Source organism: Paractinoplanes rhizophilus (assembly GCF_042664765.1).
In the GTDB taxonomy this organism is placed as follows: domain Bacteria; phylum Actinomycetota; class Actinomycetes; order Mycobacteriales; family Micromonosporaceae; genus Actinoplanes; species Actinoplanes rhizophilus.
In genome coordinates this window covers 1-18,129 of record NZ_JBHTBJ010000061.1, presented here as the reverse complement: position 1 = coordinate 18,129, position 18,129 = coordinate 1, and the positions used below count along the sequence as shown (strand labels likewise).

Genomic DNA, 18,129 nt, shown 5'->3' with positions numbered 1-18,129 from the left:
CTCAGCGCCCCATCTTTTTCAGCACGAAGCGGAGCGCGTCGGCGAGCGACGCCTTCGTGGCGATGTCGCCGAACTCGATGCCGAGCGCCACGATCGTCTGGGCGATCTGCGGCCGGATGCCGGAGATGATGCAGTCGGCGCCCATCAGCCGGGCGGCCACCACGGTCTTGAGGACGTGCTGCGCCACTTGGGTGTCGACAGCCGGCACCCCGGTGATGTCGATGATCGCGTACGGCGAGCCGGTGTCGACCAGGGTCTGCAGCAGCCGCTCCATCACCACCTGGGCGCGGGCCGAGTCGAGCGTGCCGACCAGCGGGACCGCGACGACGCCCTCCCACAGCTTGACCACCGGGGTGGACAGCTCGAGCAGCTGCTCGGCCTGATCGGCGATGAGGCCCTCGCGCACCCGGACATAGTTGTCGAAGGTGAACAGCGCGGCCTCGTCGATGAACGCGGTGAGGGCGACGTAGTCGCGCAGAGTGGTGGCGTCCGAGCCGTCCATCACCGTGAGCAGGGCCTGCTTGAGGGCGAAGACGCTGACCGCGGTCTCGGTGGCGCTGAAGCCCTGCCGGGCCCGGCTGTTGGACAGCTCGCTCAGCTGGGCGCGCAGCTCGGCGGCCGACTCGTGGGCGACGTCGGTCGCCCCGCCGGCGAGCGCCTGCTGGAAGCCCTTGCTCAGGTCGGCCGTCTGTCGTTCCAGCTCGACGCGGCTCAACCGGCCGCGCAGAGTCTGGACGACCTGGTCCGACCACGCGCCGACCAGGACCTCCCGGTTGTTCTCGAGCAGAGCGGCGAATTGGCTCGCCTCTTGCGCACTCAGCGCCACCGGTGCCTCCCTCGTACGCGCGACGGCGCGGACTTTACCATCGGCCGGTGCAATAGTTGCTGTTAACCAACTAAAGCCGCAAGGTCACAAACCGAGCGCCCCGTCCTGCCGATCAGACATGACCTGGAGTACCGTTCAGCACATACCTGGAGGTCCTGAATGTCCCTGACGGTACAAACGGAACAGCGCGCCGACATGGTCGTCGTGTCGGTGGCCGGCGAGCTCGACATGGCCACCGCGCCCCAGCTGCAGGACCAGATCAGTGACCTGCTGGAAAAGGGGCGCACCCGCCTGGTCTTCGATCTGGCCGAGGTCTCGTTCTGCGACTCGACCGGCCTGTCGGTCTTCGTCCGGGCGAAAAACAGCACCGACGACGCGGGCGGCACCGTCCGGCTCGCCGCGCCGCAGCGCGGGGTGCTGCGGATCCTCGAGGTGAGCGGGCTGGTCGAGGTGCTACGCACGTATCCCTCGGTCGACGAGGCGGTGGCCGCCCAGGAGCCGGCGCTCGACTAGGCACGCTTTCCGCATTGGCCCGGTCGGCGTATTTTGTCGCGGACCGGCGGCGGGTACCAGCCGCCGGAGTCGGCCTCGGCGTGCTGGAGTGTGCTCATGAGCAAAATGGTCCAAGGCTTCAAAGACTTCATCATGCGCGGCAACGTCGTCGACCTCGCGGTCGGCATCGTGATCGGCGCCGCCTTCACGGCGGTCGTCACCGCGTTCACCAATGGCTTCATCAAACCGCTGATCCAGCTGCTCGGCGGCGGTGAGGGCATCGGCGCCGGCACCTGGCGGGTGCGGGGCGTCCGATTCGACTACGCCACCTTCATCAACTCGATCATCACCTTCCTGATCACCGCCGCGGTGCTGTACTTCCTGGTGGTCATGCCGCTCAACATGCTGGCCGAGCGCCGCCGGCGCGGCGAGGAGCCGCCGCCGCAGACGCCGAGCGAGGACATCCTGCTGCTCACCCAGATCCGCGACCTGCTGGCGCAGAACGCCACCGCCTCGGGCGCCCAGGGCAGCGCCGTGAACGACATCCTCCACCGCCGTGAGGACCCGCCGCGCTAAAAAGATCAACCAGACCGGGTACGCTTCGAACAGATGTTCTATACAGTAGCCGGATGGAGCAGCGTAAACACTGGTGGAACGGCAAGTGGGGCCGCATCGCCCGCAAGGACGTGTACCTGCGGGTGAGTGGTGACCAGTGGTATGTCGAGCAGCGCGCGGGCGGTGCCGACGGCGTCTCGCACTTCTTCGAGTACGACAGCGAGGACGCCGCTCTCGACACCGTGCGCGCGCTGCTCTCCGGGCCGGACGAGTGGCGAGAGCTCTCGGTCCGGCCCCCGGCACGTTGATCGACGTCGCGGCCCTCAGTGCGGCGCTGCCCCCAGGGCGGCGCCGGCTGTCTCGGAGAGCGGCTGTCCCGCGGCGGCGTCCCACCGAGTGCGGCCGTCCCCGGTGCGGGTGTCCCCGGTGCGGCCGTCCCCGGTGCGGGTGTCCCGGTGCGGGTGTCTATGCCGCGCGGTCGCGGCGGTGCTCCGCGGTCATCGGGCCGCGGGGCACCAGGCGCAGGCCCGGCCTCGCGGCAAGGACCGTGGGCTCGTCCTCGTCGTCGGCGAAACGCGCCCGCCAGCCCGACCAGCCGTCGCTGCGCGCCCCCGGCGGCGCGGCGAAGCCGCCCGGGCTCCGCGTGAGGGCGACGACCAGCAGGTATCCGAGGATCACGAAGCCGTGGCTGACCAGCCGGGCGGAGTCGACCCGGTCGCCGGTCAGGTCGTTGACCGAGAGCAGCAGCAGCATCCCGACGAACGCGGTGAGCATCGGCACCAGCCCCGACGGCCGCGACCGGCGCAGCGCGATGAAGAGGTATCCCGCGCCCACCGCGACGTTCCACGCGGCCGACTCGTGCCACAGGTGGCCCGGCGTCGCGTCCAGCCCGGCGACGTGCACATGGCTCCCCGCGAAACCCCCGCCGACCTGGGTCAGCCCGAGGATCAACTGCACCGCCCCCACGCCCGCCAGCGCGACGTAGAGCGCGGCGGCCCGCGGGAAGCGCCTCCGCTTCCGGACCGGGACCGGCGGCAGGGCGGCCAGAATGCTCGCGCTGAGGTCCGGGGCGACGCCCACCGCCGTACGCGTCAATCTGTTGACCTTGGCCGCTGCATCGAGCCACTCCCGGCACGCCGCGCACCCCGCCAGATGCTCGTCGGCCAGCGGCCGGCCGGCCGGGTCGTCCTCGCCGTCCAGCTGCGCAGACAGCATCTCGCGCCACCGCTCACAACCCATGTACCGATAGTCGCGCGGGGGGCCCGCAAAGTTCCCGCGCCGGCGCCGACCCGCTAGCGCAGGCTGGGCGGTGGGCCGGGGAGCTGCGGCCGGCCGCCGTGGGGCTGGGCGCCGCTGCCGCCCATCAGCCGCTTGCGCTCCCGGAACGCCCGCAGGTTGGCGGTGTTTCCGCAGGTGGAGACGTCGTGCCAGACGCCGCTGTTGTTGCGGGAGGTGTCGAAGAACGCGGCCCGGCAGTCGACGTTGTGGCAAAGCTTGAGCCGCGGCCACAAGCCGGCCTGCTGGGCGAGCAGCGCCTCGGCCCACAGCGCGGAGGCCAGCCAGCGGGTGCCGCGCCCGGTCGGCACCATGCGGACCCAGCCATCGGCGTCGGGCACGAGGCTCACCGGCACGTCGGCCGGCGGGAGCGCGCCGTCGAGGAGGCCCTCCTTGCCGGCGGCGAGGATCACGTTTTCGAACGTGGTGCGCAGGCGGCGCAGCGAGCGCAGATCGGACGTCGAGATGAGCAGCGTCGGCGCCGGCAGGCCGGAGACCCGCGACCAGGTGGCGAGCGCCTCGGTCAGCCAGCGCTGAGCGTCGTCGGCGGTCACCAGCAGGTCGGAGCCGTAGTGCAGGGTCGCCCGGGTGTTCAGCAGCTCCTGCACGAGCGCGAGCCCGGCGGGGGCTTCGCGTACGCCGTGCCGGGCGCTGGCCATCCATGACATAGCCGAAGGGTACTTGACTCTTTTCGGTGTCCGCGTCCACCACTCGTTCGGTCTTGCCACGGTCGGTCACGATCGGGATGCGAATCCGTCTCATTCGCCGTCCACTGGTCATCATGAGACGTTTTCGGCAATGATCTCTGGTGGGACGGGAGGAGCGAATGGTGCGCAGGGCTCTTACGCTGGCGGTCGCGCTGGCTGCGACGATCACGCTGGCTACGGGGTGCGGTTCGGGCGACGCCCCGGAGACGGGAGCGCAGGCTCCATCCGTACTCCCCTCGCTCTCCACGGAGCCCAGCTCGTCACCCAGCGTGACGGCGTCGCCCAGCGTGACCCCCACCACGCCGCCGCCCACGACGGCGCCGGCAAAGCCGCAAAAGCTCAAGATCGGCTCGAAGGGCGCAGCGGTGCTGGCGCTGCAGCAGCGGCTCACCGAGCTCGGGTACTGGAACGGCAAGGCCGACGGCAAGTTCGGCGGCAGCACCCAGCAGGCGGTCCTGGCGATTCAGAAGGCGGCGGGCATCGGCCGGGACGGCACCGTCGGGCCCAAGACCCAGAAGGCGCTCGATGACGGCGTACGGCCGAAGGCCAAGTCGAAGGCCGGCAGCGGCTACCTCGTCGAGATCAACCTCAAGAAGCAGCTGCTGATGTTCGTCAAGGATGGCGCGGTGGTGGCCACCCTCAATACCTCGACCGGCTCGAACCAGCATTACGAGTACGAGGGGCAGACCTACCTCGCCGACACCCCGACCGGCCACTTCAAGGTCGGCCGGCAGATCGACGGCATGCGGCACGGCCCACTGGGCGACCTCTACCGCCCGAAATACTTCAACGGCGGCATCGCCGTGCACGGGTCGCCCAGCATCCCGGGCTACCCGGCCTCGCACGGCTGCGCCCGGGTGTCGAACGCGGCGATCAACTGGATCTGGTCGACCGGCAAGATGCCGCTGAAGACGAAGGTCTGGGTCTACCGCAGCTGACTCACCCGTCGATCCGGGTGATGTTGCGGATCTTGTTGGAGGCGTCGAGGGCCGCCACCTTGTACGCCTCCGACAGCGTCGGGTAGTTGAAGACCGCGTCGACCAGGAAGTCGACCGTGCCGCCGCAGCCCATCACAGCCTGGCCGATGTGCACGATCTCGGTGGCGCCGGTGCCGAAGACGTGCACGCCGAGCAGCTTGCCGTCGTCCGGGGCGACCAGCAGCTTCAGCATGCCGTACGAGTCGCCGACGATCTGGCCGCGGGCGAGCTCGCGGTATCGCGCGATGCCCACCTCGAACGGCGTCGACGAGTCGGTCAGCTCGTCCTCGGTCTTACCGACGAAGCTGATCTCGGGGATCGTGTAGATGCCGATCGGCTGCAGCTGGCCCATCTCGCGCACCGGCTCGCCGCAGGCGTGGTGGGCGGCCAGGCGGCCCTGCTCCATCGAGGTGCTGGCGAGCGCCGGGAAGCCGATCACGTCGCCGACGGCGTAGATGTTGTCGACCGCGGTGCGGTAGTTGCCGTCGACCTCGATGCGGCCACGGCGGTCGGCGACCAGCCCGGCGGCCTCGAGCGCGAGGTCGTCGGTCTGCCCCTGCCGGCCGGCCGAGTACATGACCGTGTCGGCGACGATCTTCTTGCCGCTCTTGAGGATGCAGAGGGCGGCCGTGGCATGCCGCTCGACCGCCGCCACCTCCTCGCCGAAGCGGAAGGTGACGCTCAGGTCGCGCAGGTGGTACTTGAGCGACTCGATGATCTCGTCGTCGCAGAAGTCGAGCATCTTCTCCCGCCGCTCGACCACGGTGACCTTGGTGCCGAGGGCAGCGAACAGCGACGCATACTCCATGCCGATGACCCCGGCGCCGACCACGACCATGCTGCGCGGGACCGCCTGCAGATTGATGACGCCATCCGAGTCGACGATCGTGCGATCGTCGAAGTCCACGCTGTCCGGCCGCGCGGGCCGAGTGCCGGCCGCAATAATGATCTTATCCGCGGTGACCTTGTTCTCCCGCCCACTGCCACCATCGACGTAGATCGAATGCGCGTCGGCAAACCGCCCGACGCCGGTGATCATCTGCACGTGGTTGCGGGAGAGCTGATTGCGGATGACGTCCGTCTGCCGGCTGATCACGTGCTGGGTGCGGGCAGCCAGGTCGGCGACGGTGATCTCGTCCTTGACCCGGTAGCTCGAGCCGTACAGGTCACGCTGGCTCAGGCCGGTCAGGTAGAGCACCGCCTCACGCAGGGTCTTGGACGGCACCGTGCCCGTGTTGATGCAGACGCCGCCGATCATGTCGCGGCGATCCACTATGGCAACGCGCCGCCCCAGCTTGGAGGCGGCGATCGCGGCCTTCTGCCCGCTGGGCCCGGAGCCCAGCACCAACAGGTCGTAGTCATACACATCGCTTAGCGTCGCAGCCCGCGCGCACGGCAGTCCATGGGCGCCGTCAGCTTTTTCCACGGTTTCCCGCCATGGCCGCCCGGCTTTCCGCGGTGTTCGCGTCTTGCCTTCGCCGCTTTCCGCGGTGTTCGCGTCTCGATCTCACGGCGTCCCACGGTATCCGCGCCTTGATCTCGCGGCGCGGCGCCGGGCGGCCATCAGGAGAACCGCTCACTGCTCATTCGCTCGCCGGGGGGCGGGCCCGGGCCCACGAGAAGCCGAGCGAGCAGGTGGTGGACAGGGCAAACCGCAGTGGACGCTTCCGCACGCCGGACCGATAGGCAAGCCGGACGATGGGGCATGGCACCCGCCTCCGATCAGGCCGCGGCGTGAGCGGTCGACTGACGCGATCCGCGGAACCAGGTGTCGAGAGCGCGCCGCAGGCCCTCCAGGTCGGAGTCGTCGCCTGGCGCGGCCTGAGAGTCGTCGCCCGGCGCGGCCTGAGAGTCGCCGCCCGGGGCGCGCCGGAGGTCGTCGCCTGGCGCGGCCGCCCAGGCGATCACGCCGTCTGGTCGGAGGAGTACGGCGGCCAAGCGGTCGTCGCCGAGGTCTTTTGCCGTGACGGCCTTGACCCGGCCGCTGGCGATGCCCTCGGCGTCGGGGCGCGGCAGCGCTTGGATGCCCTCGGCGTCGGGGCGCAGCAGCGTTTGGATGCCTTCGGCGTCGGGGTGCAGCAGCAGCGCGTGCCCGTCGGTGGTGAGCTCCTCCAGCGGGACTCCGTCGACCGTCAGTGGCGGGCACGCCATGCCGGTGAGCGGATGGGTGGCGGGGTAGGGCATCTCGTGGCGGATCGTGACACCGGAGAGCAGGCGGCTCAGGTGCCGGTTGACCTCTGGCAGATCCATCAGGTCGCTGAAGACGTCACGCAGCGCGTCGACGTGGGGGCCGGGCACCAGCAATGCCGACTGGGCGCGAGTGTTGGCGAGAACGGCTGCGCCGACCGGCCGGCGCTCGGCGTCGTAGCTGTCGAGCAGCGTGTCGTAGGTATGGGGCAGCGCGCCGTGGGGATCGGGCAGCGTGCCGTTGCCGTGGACGGCGGCCGCGAGCTTCCAGCCCAGGTTCATGGCGTCCATCAGGCCGAGATTGAGGCCCTGGCCGCCGTTCGGCGAGTGCACGTGCGCGGCGTCGCCGGCCAGCAGCGTGCGCCCTCGGCGGTAGGAGTCGACCTGGCGCGCCTGATCGGTGAAGCGCATGCCGCCCTGGAATTCGGTGATCTCCACGTCGACCCCGGTCACCCGGTGGACGCTCGCCCGCATCTCCTCGGCAGTCAGCGGCGCGGACCGATCGGGCTCGGTGTCGAGGAAGTCGTAGGTCGCGACCAGGCCGTCGCCGTGGAACAGCGTGCCGTTCGCCAGCCGGCCGGGCGCCGGAAGTGACCCCACCACGCCGGCCCGCGCGAACCGGACGGTCATCAACGGCGGCGTGCCCGGGAAATCAAAACCGGCGAGCTTGCGCACGGCACTACGCCCGCCGTCGCAGCCGACCACATATCCGGCCGCGATCCGCCGCGGACCGGTCGGCGTGTCGACGGTCAGCACGCTGCCGCTGACGCCGTCACCGATGCCCGGCTCGCCAGGGGCACCCGACCGGAGAGCCGGACCGGCACCCAGCCGGAGAGCCGGAGCGACACTCGGCCGGAGATCCGGACCGACACCCAGCGGGTGATCCAGGCCGACACCGGCGGCGGTCTCGAGACCTGTCACGGTGTGGCCGAAGAGCACCTCGACCCCGAGGTCTTGCAGGTGTCGACGCAGCAGGGCCTCGAGCGCCGGCTGCCCGATCAGCGCGCCGCGGCGACCCGGGTCGGCCGCGATGGGATCGATCTTGTGAATCCAGGCGAAGTGAAACCTCGTCGTGCCGTGGTCACGCTCGAGTTTTCGCAGCCCGTGCTCGTGCTCGCGGTCGAGCTCGGCACCCAGGCCACGGCGGCGCAGCGCCTCGGCGGCGAGCGGGCCGATCCCGCGGGCCTTGGGCTGATCGCTCGGCTCGGCCAGTCTCTCCAGCACGATCGGGCGCACCCCGGCGAGCGCCAACTCGGCCGCGAGCAGCAGCCCCACCGGCCCGGCACCCACCACGACGACTTCCGCTTCCATGCCGCACCCCCGCTTTATGTTGAGACGAGACGGTCTCGTCTTGGTCTCGACCATAGCGAGACGAGACGGTCTCGTCCAGAGATGGCGTAGGATTGGTTTTGTGACTGGCGTTCCCTCCCAAGCCAAGCGGCAGGCCATTCTCGAGGCCGCCATCGAGACGTTCCTCCACTCCGGCTACGCCGCGAGCGTCGACGAGATCGCCGCGGTGGCCGGGGTGGGGAAGCAGACGGTCTACCGCCACTTCCATGACAAACAGACGCTGTTCCTCGCCGCCGTCGCTGCAGCCCGCGCGGTCACGACCGATCAGCGCGCGGTCACGGCCGATCAGGTGGCCGCCGGCCATGACAAGGGCCACCGGGCGTTCGCGCGGGACGATGCGGCTACGACCAATCAGATGCGCGCCGGCCATGACAAGGGCGACTGGACCTTCGCGCCGGGCGATCCAGCCACGGCCGATCGGGTGGACGCCGGCCATGACAAGGGCGACTGGACGTTCGCGCGGGACGATCCGGCGACGGTGCTGACCGGGATTGGCGAGCGAGTCCTGGCGGCGGCACTGTCGCCGACCGTGGCCGCGCTGCACCGCCTCACGATCGCCGAGATCGGAAACCACCCCGAGCTCAGCGCCCACTGGGGCGACGGCGCCGAGCCGTTCATCGATCAGAAGCCGGCTGCCTACCTCCGTCGTTGGGACGAGTCCGGCGTCCTCGACGTGCCCGACCCCGCCCGAGCCGCACGCCAGTTCGCCTATCTGCTGATCACCGAGGGACGTATGGCCTCCGCATACGGGACGAAGCACCTCACCGCCGAACGGCTTCACACGATCGCCGCCGAGACCGCCGACCTGATCGTCCGCGCTCATCGCCCAGCTTGAGGCGCAGGGGTGCTAGCGGCCGCCGACAAAGGTGCCGGCGGCCGTTGCACCGGACGCGATCAGCGGCCGTACCGGGACTTCAAGTGGCGCCAGAAGTCTCGGAACATCCATTTGTCGAACTCGGTGATCGACGTGGCGCTGCCGGCCTTCATGAGGAAGCCCTGGCCGGGCAGTGGATCCCAGTCGTAGAAGTCGTCCAGGCCGTACGTATGCCCTATTTCGTGCAGCAAAATATGGATGTTGTCGACGGTGAGGTTGCTCATGAAGTACTCGGAGCCGATGCGCTGACCCCAGTCGCCTCCCGCGCCACCGCCGAAGCCGGCGGTTAGCCACAGGGAGTGGTCATAGTGGTGCGACGCGCCGCCGGGGCAGCCCGAGTAATTGCCGTCCTGGTGGAAGAAGCGGCCGCACGGCTCGGCGCATTGCGGCGCGTTCTCACGGATGTTGTTGACGTAGATATCGACCGACGTGTCGGTCCATTCCAGCTGAGTCCGATCGCGTACGGCCCAGCCGACGACCTTCACCGGCACCTGCTGGTAGGGCCAGTTGTTCCAGGCCACGCCGTTGTCGAGCATCTGATTCATCCATTTCTGGTACTGCCGTTGCAGCGCGGCCGCGACCGCGTCCCGCTGGGCGGCGGTGACGTGGGCGGCGGAGTCCCAGCGAACGCAGTAGTTGATCGCGCCGCCGCCCGCGAAGAGCTGGTCCCACCCGTAGTTCTTGAAGCCGTACAGGTCGCCGTATGTCTGCTCCTCGTGGGACCAGACCGCGGCGAGCGGCTGCGCCAAGCTCGACGGCGGATTCCAGACATCGCCGGCGGGAGGAAGGCTGGTGGTGGGTGAGGCGGTCGGCCGCGGAGTGGGCGAGGTGGTCGGCGCAGGGGGCGAGGTGGGCGGTGCAGTGGGTGACGTGGTCGGTGCGGTGGTCGGCGTGGTAGAGCCGACGCACGAGATCCCATTGATCGAGAAGGTCGTCGGAACGGGATTGGCCGACCCGAAGGTACCGGTGAATCCGACGCTCACCGTTCCGCCGCTGGCGATCAAGCCGTTCCAGCTCGTGGCGACCGCGGCGACGGACTGACCCGACTGGGTCCAGGTGGCGCTCCAGCCCTGGCTGATTTTCTGCGACGGGTCCGGGAAGGTGAAGCCCAGCGTCCAGCCGTCGAGCGGGTCGCCGAGGTTGGTGACGGTGATGGCGGCCTGGAAACCACCCGGCCATTGGCTCGGCAAGGCGTAGGCGACGCGGCAACCCACCGCCGCGTACGCCGGCTTCAGCACACCCACGATCGAGAACGCGACGAATACGCAGGCGAGAGCCCACGCGGCGCGACGTCTCATGGAAGCTCCTCAAGGCATGAAGGATTGACAGCCCTCGGAATGCGAGATCGTGGCACCGTTCCGGGCCCAGCTTATATTGACGAGAGCGAATGCAATACCCGGAGATTCGCGGCCGCGCGAGGGGCCACACACCGCGAAGCGGCATAATGACCCGGTGCGAGAAGTAGTCGACGGCGTCTTCGAGCTCGGCCTCGGTTTCGTCAACGTGCACCTGGTGGTGACCGACGACGGCGTGGTGCTGATCGATACCGGGCTGCCCCGCCGCGCCGCCCGGATCGAGAAGGCGCTGCGCGAGATACGCCGCCCCCTCGGCGAGGTGCGCTCGATCCTGCTCACCCACCACCACTTCGACCACACCGGCAACGTCGCGGATCTGCGCACCCGCTCGGGCGCACGGGTCTTCGCCCACGCCGCCGACGCGCCGGTGATCACCGGTGCGATCCGGCCGCCGGCGCCGAAGAAGCTGCTGGCCCGGATGGCGCGGCGGATGATGCACGCCGAACCCACCAAGATCGACCAGTTGATCACGGTGGACGAGTCCGAGCCGATCCCCGGCTTCACGGCGCTGCATACGCCCGGGCACACCCGCGGGCACGTCGCGTTCCTGCTCGACCGGGCCGGCGGGGTGCTGTTCGCGGGCGACGCGGCGGCCGGGCGCAAGGGCGAGGTGACCAGCGCGCCGCGGGCCGCGGCGGCCGATCTGACCGAGATGGACCGCAGCGTGGTCAAGCTGGCGTCGTACGAGTTCGAGCACGCTGTTTTCGGCCACGGCGCGGCAGTCAGTGGCCGCGCGGTGGACCGTTTCCGGAAGTACGCCGCGACCCTGCAAGGAGCTTGAGCGCGCAACGGCCTTGCCCGGCACCGGATCGCGGAAATGCGGCGGGGAAACTGCCGCCTCTGCGGTTGGGGGCTGGAAAACGCCGTACGGAATATGGGTTTATTCAGACGGCCAGAAGCCGGACGTCAAGCGGTTCGCAGCCGCACGCCGTCGTTTCCGAACCGCTGTGGCGGGACGCCGGCCGCGCGTAGCTCGCCGGTGAGACCGGGCGTCGCGTTCCGGAGGAATACCGCGACCCGATGATCATCGGCGAGATCGCAGAGCGCCGCGAGCGTGCCCAGGTTGATCGGGTCGATCGCGGTGACCTCGACCAGATCGACGATCATACGGAGCGGGCGCAGCTTGCGGACGGCGTGCACCAGCGTCTGCCGGAACTGCACGGCACAGTCGGCGTCCAGGGCGCCGTGGGGGTGGATCACAAGGCTCCCGTCAGCTTCTGACCGGACGCCGACCGCGAAGTTTGACATCGGTCCACCTTCCGTCAACCCGGGCGGCACAGCCTATTCGGGCGACGGCACGGCGTCGATCAGACATTCACCAGGTGAACAAAAGACTCAGATCGCCGCCTGTCGAGGTCTTCGTGACTCTCGCCGGCCAGGGCGCGCCGCTTCGCAAAAGTCCTGTTTGGAGGGGAGGAGGCCACCCGCCCTGGGCGGGCTGGCGCTGCCTTTGAGAAGGCGCGCGGGAACGTGCTGACCAGCTAAAACGGGTAAGGAGTGGATACCTGATCGGCAACGCGGAGGGGCGCAGGTAGTCTGTGATCGCGGGCCGCTAGCTCAATGGCAGAGCTGAGGACTTTTAATCCTTAGGTTCGGGGTTCGAGTCCCCGGCGGCCCACCATGGTTTACCAGGAAATATAGCCTGACATCAACATCCCGAGTGGACGATGTGAGGCACGTGTGGGGCACGGTCAAGCCCCACATGACCTGGCTGTGGTGGACCGACGGGAACTCGAACCAAGAACTTAAGGATTGAAAGTTCTCCTCTCTGGCATTTTGCTAGAAATGGGAAATTTTGATCTACAGAAGTGATGTTGAATCTTCCCTGGTCAACGATCTGAACACGGTCGGCGTTGGCGCCGGCTGGCAGGACCGCGCCCGTGGCGGGTGGTGGTCATGAGGGCTGCTAACAGCAACGGGACGGTGTTTCCGCGGTGTGCGTGCCGGTCGCCGGAGACGGGTCGGCAGTTGGGCGCGCAGTGCCCGCGGCGTGGCCAGCAGGGGCACGGCCGCTGGTATTACGACGCGCACGTACCCGGCCCGGACGGCCGACAGAAACGGCTGCGTGAGGGTGGGTTCCTGACCCGTGCCGCGGCTGAGCAGGGCTTGGTGGAGGTCCTCGAGCTGGACGGCCCGGACGCGATGGCCGAGACCTGGACGATGAAGCGGTGGCTGGAGTACTGGCTGTCGTTGTCTGAGGACCGGTTGCGGCCGTCGACGCTGCGGGCATACCGCTCGGTCGTCCGCGCGCATCTGATCCCCTGGCTGGGCCGGTTCCGGGTGGCGGACCTGGACGGCCGCCGCGGGGTCAAGACCGTGCAGCGGGCGGTCGACACGATCAGCCGGCAGGAGATCGCCGACGGCAGATTGATCGCGCCGGGCACGGTCCACCGGGTGGTCGCGGTGCTGCGCAGCGCGCTGAGCGAGGCCCGCCGGCAGGGCCTGGTCTCGACGAATGCGGCGTGGCGGCTACGCCTGCCGCGGGGTGCCCGGCCGCTGGCGGTGGCCTGGACCAGGGAGCGGGAGAAGCTGTGGCGGGCCACCGGCGCCAAGCCGCCGGTCGCGATCTGGGAGGTCGAGCACGTCGCGAAGTTCCTCGACGGAGTCCGGGAGGACCCGCTGTTCCCGCTGTGGTGGCTGATCGCCCTGCGCGGTCTACGACGCGGCGAAGCCGTCGCGGTACGCGGCACCGACCTGGACGTGGTCTACCGCGAGCTCAGCGTGCAACGGCAACTGATGATCGTCGACGGCAAGATGCACCTCGGGCCGCCGAAGTCCGCCGCCGGCGTGCGAACGCTGGCGTTGGACGAGTTCACCAACCAACTGCTGCGCAAGCAGCGCCAGTGGCAGCGGGACCGGCTCGCCGGTCCCGACCGCAACCCGCACGACTACCTGTTCACCCACCCGAACGGCCGCCCCATCCGGCCGGACTGGCTCACGCACCGCTTCCACTTCCTGGTCCGCAAGCTCGGGCTGCCGCCGGTCAGGCTGCACGACCTGCGTCACGGCGCGGCCAGCCTGGCCGGCGCGGCCGGAGTCGAGCTGAAGGTGATCCAGCAAGACCTGGGCCACTCCAGCGCGGTGACCACGGCGGACACCTATTGGACGGTGTTCCGGGAACTGGCGCACCGGGCGGTCGCAGCGACGGCGGAGCTACTCCGGTCGCATGCCCGTTTAAGGATGAATCTAGGTGCCGCTTCACAAGCGTAATAGTTCGCGCAGTAACCGTATTCTCGGGCGCGCGGCTCACGCTGACGAGTGACGAGCAGTGCTGTGACAGCGACAGGCGGCGGTTAGCCTGGCGCGGTGACCGACGATTTCACTGCCTCGTTGCCGCGTAAGCGGATGGGCGCTGGCGCGTTGCTGACCAACAGTCAGGGTCGGGTGCTGCTGGTCGAGCCGACGTACAAGCCGTACTGGGAGATTCCGGGTGGGTCGGTCGAGGCCGATGAGTCTCCCTATACGGCAGTGGTGCGGGAGCTCACGGAAGAGCTCGGCTTGCCGACGCAGCCGGGCCGGTTGTTGGTGGTCGACTGGGTGCCGCCGCGGCCGGACCGTACCGAGGGTTTGATGCTGGTGTTCGACGGTGGGGTGCTGACATCGTCGCAGACCGAGCAGATCCGGTTGCCGGCCGATGAGTTGCGCAGCTGGGCGTGGTGCACCGACCAGGAGGCCGGAGAGCGGCTGTCGGAACTGCTCGCCCGGCGGATCACCGCAGCGCTGAAGGCCCAGGCCGAGGGCACGGTGGTGTATTTGGAGAACGGGTTCTTCATAGCCTGACCGCCTGCGCAGCAGGCTTCGTGCGCGACGGGCCACGGAGCCTGCTGCGGTGCCTTGCCTTGTGTCAGACAGCCGCCGCCAGTGGTGCTGTCCGGCTGGTGGCGGGGGCGGTGAGCAGGCTGGTGCCGCCGGAGCGGTAGAGGCTGTCGTGGATACCGTCGGCGTAGAGCAGGCCGGTGAGGTCGGCGCGGGCCTTGGCCACGGGGTGGCTGCGCTGGTATCCGGCCGCGCCGATCAACGGGGCCAGCTCTGTGACGGCCCGGACGGCGGCATCCACGCCGACGGCCTTGCCGAGCCGGGCGTAAAGCCCGGCCGCCGGGTGGCCGGCGGCGGCGAGCCGGGTCGTGGTCAATGCGGCGAGCAGCGCTGCGGTGATCTCGGCGTGGGCACGGCCGAGCGTGATCAGCGCGTTGTCGCGGATCCGGGGCAGGTCGCCGACGTCGCGGCGGGCGGCGAGCGCGTCGGTGACCAGGTGGTGCACGCCGGCGGCGGTGCCCAGGGCGGTCGCGGTGACCAGGGGCCGGAAGCGAGTGAAGTGCTGGCGGAAGATGTCCAGCCCGGAGCCGGGCGTACCGAGCAGCGCGGTGGCGGGGTCGATGGGCACCTCGTGCAGGCGTAGTACGCCCCAGCCCCAGCCGCCGAGCCCGAACGGCTCGATCACGTCCCGTTCGATGTGCGGGTCGTCGGCGTTGACCAGTACGGCGCTGATGCGCCCGTCGGGGTCACGGACGAAGGTGACGAACGCGGCGGCCTCGGTCAGCCGCGATACCCAGCACTTCTCGCCGGTCAGCAGCCACCGACCGCCTGTGCTGAGGCGGGCCTGGGCGCTGATCTCGCGGATGCGGGAGCCGCCGTGCCGTTCGGTCGCGGCAATACCGATCAGCTCGCCGGCGCGCAACTGCTGCCGCCATGCGCGGGCGGTGCCGGCGGGGGCGTGGGTGAGGACGATCGCGCCGTGCCCGTCTCCGGTGCAGTCGCGCAGATCGAGGTCCCGGGCACCGGCGAGGAACTGGGCGAGGCAATGCCACAGCGGGCCAGCTGGGCCGGCGGGGGCATGGTGTCCGCGGGCGGCCAGCTCACGGCGCAGCCCGAGCAGCCACGTCGACCAGGCGGCGGCGTCGCTCCTGCCGGGCGCGGCCGGGTGCAACTCGTCGAGGGCCGCGTCGAAACGCTCGAGGCTGGCCCACGCCGCGGCGTCGACTTCAGGCACGCTGCTACGCAGTGGCTCCAGCCATGCCAAGGCGTTCACCGGGTCACCCGCCCGTGCACGGCGGCGGGGACGCCGTAGACGATCGTGTTGTCGGCGACATCGCGGGTGACGACCGAGCCGGCGCCGACCAGCGCGCCCGAGTTGACGGTGACACCCGACAGGACGATGGCGCCGGTGCCGACCTTGCAGCCCGCCTGGAAGATCGGCGGACTCAGCGGCATCTCTTGGTCAGGGTCGCGCCAGATCAGTTGCTTGTCGTTGATCGTGCGGACGCCGGCGCCGAGGAACGCGTGGTCGCCGACGACGGTGTCGGCGGTCAGGTGCGAGCCGGGCGAGCAGCGCACGCCGGAGCCGATGCGGGTGCCGCGTTCGACGGTGAGGTTCGCGGCGAGCTGGCTGCCCGCGCCGACGCAGACGCCGGTACGCAGCAGGGTGTGGTGCCCGATTGTGGTGTCGTCGCCGATGGTGGTGCCGGCGTAGACGATCGCGCCGGCGCGGATGATCACTCCTTCGCCGATGATCGTGTCGGCGCCGGAGCCGGGGTAGGACTCGCGGACGGCGTAGCCGTACTCGGGCTCGCCGAGGATGGTGTGGTGACCGACGTGGGCGTGGGCGCCGATGGTCAGGCCGCCGTGCAGCACGGTGTAGGCGCCTACCGTGACCTGCTCCCCGAGCACGATCGGCCGCTGGGTTCCCTGCAGGTCGGCGGGCATGAACACGGTGGTGGGGTGCAGGCGGCAGCCGGTCCCGATCCGCAGCAGTCCGGCTTGGGTGAGCTGCGCCGCGGTGATCGGCTTGGCGGGTGTGGTTGGGTGCGTCATCGTGACTCCCTTGTGTCGGTGCCCGCCGGAGGTGGTGAGGCGAGCTCTGGATCCAGTGCACCTTCGGCCGACGCACTGCTGAAGGTATGTCACGTTCCGTGCAAGCGGGTTGCGTGATCTGCAACTTGCCGGTCACGCTGAAACTCCCGTGCGATGAACGGAGCCTCCCGTGACCGCACCCGCGCAGTGGACCGCGAACCCGGCGGTCCAGCAGGCAGTCCAGGCCCGCGACTACGCCACGATCCTGCGGTTCTCCCGCCTCGCCGCCGGCCTGACCCTGGAACAGCTCGGCGCGGCGGGCGGCTACTCGACGTCGACCTTGTCGCGGCTGGAGAGCGGGCGCCGGGCCATCCGCGACGTCACCGAGTTGCGTACGCTGGCTGACCTGTACGACGTACCGGTGGAGTTGTTCGGCCTGGCAACCGCACCTGGGCACGCCGGCGGGTCTACTCTGGCCGCAACCGTGGACGGAGGAGGCGGCACCGTGCACCGACGCAACTTCCTTGCAGGCGCAGCCGTCGTCGGCGCTGCCGCGGCGTTGCCGGCGAGCCCGGCTCCGGCCGCACCGACCGGCCCCACGATCGAGGACGTGCTGTTCAGCCGGCACACCGCTGAACCGCTGCCCGGCCCGCAACTGGCCGCCCAGATCGCCGCCGCCCGCGCCGACTATCGGGCCACCCGCTACACCCGGCTCGCCCGTCGCCTACCGCGACTGCTCGCCCAGGCCGAAGCCGGCCGCTCCGCAGCGGCCGTCGGCGAACAGGCCGCCGCCGCACAACGCCTCGCCGAGGCGTACGGCGTCGCGACCCAGCTGCTCACCAAGCTCTACGACAACGGCCTCGCCTGCGCCACCGCCGACCGGGCAGTACAGGCCGCCGGGGCCGGCAACGATCCGCTGATCATGGCCGAAAGCCAGCGACTCGCCGCGACCATCCTGCGCCGCGTCGACCACCGCGGCAGCGCCCAGAAACTCGTCCTCGACGCCGCAGACCAACTGCGTACCTCCGGCGCGGAGACCGGGACGTCCTTCCACGCCATGTACGGGCAGCTGCTCGCGGTCGCCGCCTACACCGCGGCGATCCGCGACGACCGGGACACCGCCTGGACGTTGCTCGCCGAAGCCGAACAACCGGCGCAGGCGGCCGGGCCCGCCACCCGGTTCAACACCACCGAACTCGCGGTCTACCGCATCGGCATCGCCCGCAAGCTCGGCGACTACGGCGCCGCCGTCGACCACGCCCGCAAAGTCGACCCCCGCTCGATCACCGACGCCGAACGCCGCGCCCGCTACTGGGAAGACACCGCCCTCGCGCTGCACGGCCGCGGCCGGCCGACGGCAGCGTTCGAGACACTGCTCGCCGCGGAACGCGACGTACCCGAGGAAGTCCGCTACCGGCCCTGGTCACAGCAACTCACCCGTGACCTGCTGTCCGCCCCGGCCGGCCATGGCCTTTCCGGCGTCCGCGACTTCGCCGCCCGGATCGGCGTCGCGTAGGCACGGCTCACGTCATGCCGCCGACGGAGTCGCTTCTGACCTTTCGGGTTTGGTGATAGCCACCTTCTCGACCGCGTCCAGAACGAGCCGGCGGTCGACTAGACGAGTGATGACTGGGTTGAGCTGGGTCAGTGGTCGTAGGCGATCAGGCTGCGGGTGACCGGTTGGCCGGTTTTGTGGTTGTGCCAGATCGCGGCGGTCATGGCGAGTAGGCGTTGGGCGATG

18 protein-coding genes, 1 tRNA gene and 1 pseudogene are annotated in these 18,129 nt (G+C 69.8%); 10 read left to right on the top strand and 10 right to left on the bottom strand.

What is annotated here, in order from left to right; genetic code table 11:
• Position 1 precedes the first annotated feature (1 nt).
• Positions 2-826: an STAS domain-containing protein gene (locus tag ACFQS1_RS38160; RefSeq protein WP_378977502.1), complete on the bottom strand. Its 825-nt coding sequence runs from the start codon at positions 824-826 to the stop codon at positions 2-4.
• Between the two features lie 159 nt (positions 827-985).
• On the opposite strand from ACFQS1_RS38160, the gene ACFQS1_RS38155 reads away from it, so the two are divergent.
• From ACFQS1_RS38155 to ACFQS1_RS38145, 3 genes are all read left to right on the top strand, one after another.
• Positions 986-1,339: an STAS domain-containing protein gene (locus ACFQS1_RS38155; protein ID WP_378977500.1), complete on the top strand. Its 354-nt coding sequence runs from the start codon at positions 986-988 to the stop codon at positions 1,337-1,339.
• A 96-nt stretch (positions 1,340-1,435) separates the two neighbouring features.
• Positions 1,436-1,894, top strand: a complete 459-nt coding sequence (gene mscL / locus ACFQS1_RS38150; RefSeq protein ID WP_378977498.1) for a large conductance mechanosensitive channel protein MscL — start codon at positions 1,436-1,438, stop codon at positions 1,892-1,894.
• A gap of 53 nt (positions 1,895-1,947) precedes the next feature.
• A complete protein-coding gene (locus tag ACFQS1_RS38145) occupies positions 1,948-2,181 on the top strand; it encodes a hypothetical protein (RefSeq protein WP_378977496.1) in 234 nt (77 codons plus the stop codon).
• A 157-nt stretch (positions 2,182-2,338) separates the two neighbouring features.
• On the opposite strand, the gene ACFQS1_RS38140 is transcribed toward ACFQS1_RS38145, so the two are convergent.
• Together ACFQS1_RS38140 and ACFQS1_RS38135 are read right to left on the bottom strand one after the other, a co-directional pair.
• A complete protein-coding gene (locus ACFQS1_RS38140; protein ID WP_378977494.1) occupies positions 2,339-3,112 on the bottom strand; it encodes a zf-HC2 domain-containing protein in 774 nt (257 codons plus the stop codon).
• 53 nt (positions 3,113-3,165) lie between these two features.
• Positions 3,166-3,816 carry a CGNR zinc finger domain-containing protein gene (locus ACFQS1_RS38135; RefSeq protein WP_378977492.1) on the bottom strand — a complete coding sequence of 217 codons (651 nt, stop codon included), beginning with the start codon at positions 3,814-3,816 and terminating at the stop codon, positions 3,166-3,168.
• 158 nt (positions 3,817-3,974) lie between these two features.
• Between ACFQS1_RS38135 and ACFQS1_RS38130 the strand changes: the two genes are divergently transcribed.
• Positions 3,975-4,793: a L,D-transpeptidase family protein gene (locus ACFQS1_RS38130; protein ID WP_378977490.1), complete on the top strand. Its 819-nt coding sequence runs from the start codon at positions 3,975-3,977 to the stop codon at positions 4,791-4,793.
• Position 4,794: 1 nt separating this feature from the next.
• Here ACFQS1_RS38130 and sthA read toward each other — a convergent pair whose 3' ends face one another.
• Together sthA and ACFQS1_RS38120 are read right to left on the bottom strand one after the other, a co-directional pair.
• Positions 4,795-6,198, bottom strand: a complete 1,404-nt coding sequence (gene sthA / locus ACFQS1_RS38125; RefSeq protein WP_378977488.1) for a Si-specific NAD(P)(+) transhydrogenase — start codon at positions 6,196-6,198, stop codon at positions 4,795-4,797.
• Between the two features lie 356 nt (positions 6,199-6,554).
• On the bottom strand, positions 6,555-8,330 hold the full coding sequence (locus ACFQS1_RS38120; protein ID WP_378977486.1) for an FAD-dependent monooxygenase: 1,776 nt from the start codon (positions 8,328-8,330) through the stop codon (positions 6,555-6,557).
• A gap of 40 nt (positions 8,331-8,370) precedes the next feature.
• Here ACFQS1_RS38120 and ACFQS1_RS38115 point away from each other — a divergent pair, with 40 nt between their 5' ends.
• Entirely contained in the window at positions 8,371-9,204 is an 834-nt protein-coding gene (locus ACFQS1_RS38115; protein WP_378977484.1) for a TetR/AcrR family transcriptional regulator, read from the top strand.
• A gap of 59 nt (positions 9,205-9,263) precedes the next feature.
• Here the strand turns inward: ACFQS1_RS38115 and ACFQS1_RS38110 are convergent, their stop codons facing one another.
• Entirely contained in the window at positions 9,264-10,541 is a 1,278-nt protein-coding gene (locus ACFQS1_RS38110) for a cellulose-binding domain-containing protein (protein ID WP_378977482.1), read from the bottom strand.
• A 154-nt stretch (positions 10,542-10,695) separates the two neighbouring features.
• Between ACFQS1_RS38110 and ACFQS1_RS38105 the strand changes: the two genes are divergently transcribed.
• Complete coding sequence (locus ACFQS1_RS38105) at positions 10,696-11,379, top strand: MBL fold metallo-hydrolase (RefSeq protein WP_378977480.1); 684 nt, start codon at positions 10,696-10,698, stop codon at positions 11,377-11,379.
• Between the two features lie 125 nt (positions 11,380-11,504).
• On the opposite strand, the gene ACFQS1_RS38100 is transcribed toward ACFQS1_RS38105, so the two are convergent.
• Positions 11,505-11,846 carry an STAS domain-containing protein gene (locus tag ACFQS1_RS38100; RefSeq protein WP_378977478.1) on the bottom strand — a complete coding sequence of 114 codons (342 nt, stop codon included), beginning with the start codon at positions 11,844-11,846 and terminating at the stop codon, positions 11,505-11,507.
• A gap of 298 nt (positions 11,847-12,144) precedes the next feature.
• Between ACFQS1_RS38100 and ACFQS1_RS38095 the strand changes: the two genes are divergently transcribed.
• The 3 genes from ACFQS1_RS38095 (at position 12,145) to ACFQS1_RS38085 (ending at position 14,378) form a co-directional block, all read left to right on the top strand.
• Positions 12,145-12,219 (top strand) — tRNA-Lys (locus ACFQS1_RS38095).
• A 488-nt stretch (positions 12,220-12,707) separates the two neighbouring features.
• Positions 12,708-13,808: a tyrosine-type recombinase/integrase gene (locus ACFQS1_RS38090; protein ID WP_378977476.1), complete on the top strand. Its 1,101-nt coding sequence runs from the start codon at positions 12,708-12,710 to the stop codon at positions 13,806-13,808.
• A gap of 96 nt (positions 13,809-13,904) precedes the next feature.
• Positions 13,905-14,378 carry an NUDIX domain-containing protein gene (locus ACFQS1_RS38085; protein ID WP_378977474.1) on the top strand — a complete coding sequence of 158 codons (474 nt, stop codon included), beginning with the start codon at positions 13,905-13,907 and terminating at the stop codon, positions 14,376-14,378.
• Positions 14,379-14,442: 64 nt separating this feature from the next.
• On the opposite strand, the gene ACFQS1_RS38080 is transcribed toward ACFQS1_RS38085, so the two are convergent.
• Positions 14,443-15,588, bottom strand: a complete 1,146-nt coding sequence (locus ACFQS1_RS38080; RefSeq protein ID WP_378977472.1) for an acyl-CoA dehydrogenase family protein — start codon at positions 15,586-15,588, stop codon at positions 14,443-14,445.
• A gap of 35 nt (positions 15,589-15,623) precedes the next feature.
• On the bottom strand, positions 15,624-16,409 hold the full coding sequence (locus tag ACFQS1_RS38075) for a DapH/DapD/GlmU-related protein (protein ID WP_378977470.1): 786 nt from the start codon (positions 16,407-16,409) through the stop codon (positions 15,624-15,626).
• 169 nt (positions 16,410-16,578) lie between these two features.
• On the opposite strand from ACFQS1_RS38075, the gene ACFQS1_RS38070 reads away from it, so the two are divergent.
• On the top strand, positions 16,579-17,904 hold the full coding sequence (locus ACFQS1_RS38070) for a helix-turn-helix domain-containing protein (protein ID WP_378977468.1): 1,326 nt from the start codon (positions 16,579-16,581) through the stop codon (positions 17,902-17,904).
• A 128-nt stretch (positions 17,905-18,032) separates the two neighbouring features.
• Here ACFQS1_RS38070 and ACFQS1_RS40720 read toward each other — a convergent pair.
• A pseudogene (locus ACFQS1_RS40720) lies at positions 18,033-18,129 on the bottom strand (IS982 family transposase); the annotation flags it as partial.

Bases quoted from the DNA above. Each gene is read 5' to 3' on its own strand.
- ACFQS1_RS38155 (WP_378977500.1), top strand. From the start codon at position 986: ATGTCCCTGACGGTACAAACGGAACAGCGCGCCGACATGGTCGTCGTG.
- mscL (WP_378977498.1), top strand. From the start codon at position 1,436: ATGAGCAAAATGGTCCAAGGCTTCAAAGACTTCATCATGCGCGGCAAC.
- ACFQS1_RS38145 (WP_378977496.1), top strand. From the start codon at position 1,948: ATGGAGCAGCGTAAACACTGGTGGAACGGCAAGTGGGGCCGCATCGCC.
- ACFQS1_RS38140 (WP_378977494.1), bottom strand. From the start codon at position 3,112: ATGGGTTGTGAGCGGTGGCGCGAGATGCTGTCTGCGCAGCTGGACGGC.
- ACFQS1_RS38135 (WP_378977492.1), bottom strand. From the start codon at position 3,816: ATGTCATGGATGGCCAGCGCCCGGCACGGCGTACGCGAAGCCCCCGCC.
- ACFQS1_RS38130 (WP_378977490.1), top strand. From the start codon at position 3,975: ATGGTGCGCAGGGCTCTTACGCTGGCGGTCGCGCTGGCTGCGACGATC.
- ACFQS1_RS38120 (WP_378977486.1), bottom strand. From the start codon at position 8,330: ATGGAAGCGGAAGTCGTCGTGGTGGGTGCCGGGCCGGTGGGGCTGCTG.
- ACFQS1_RS38110 (WP_378977482.1), bottom strand. From the start codon at position 10,541: ATGAGACGTCGCGCCGCGTGGGCTCTCGCCTGCGTATTCGTCGCGTTC.
- ACFQS1_RS38100 (WP_378977478.1), bottom strand. From the start codon at position 11,846: ATGTCAAACTTCGCGGTCGGCGTCCGGTCAGAAGCTGACGGGAGCCTT.
- ACFQS1_RS38075 (WP_378977470.1), bottom strand. From the start codon at position 16,409: ATGACGCACCCAACCACACCCGCCAAGCCGATCACCGCGGCGCAGCTC.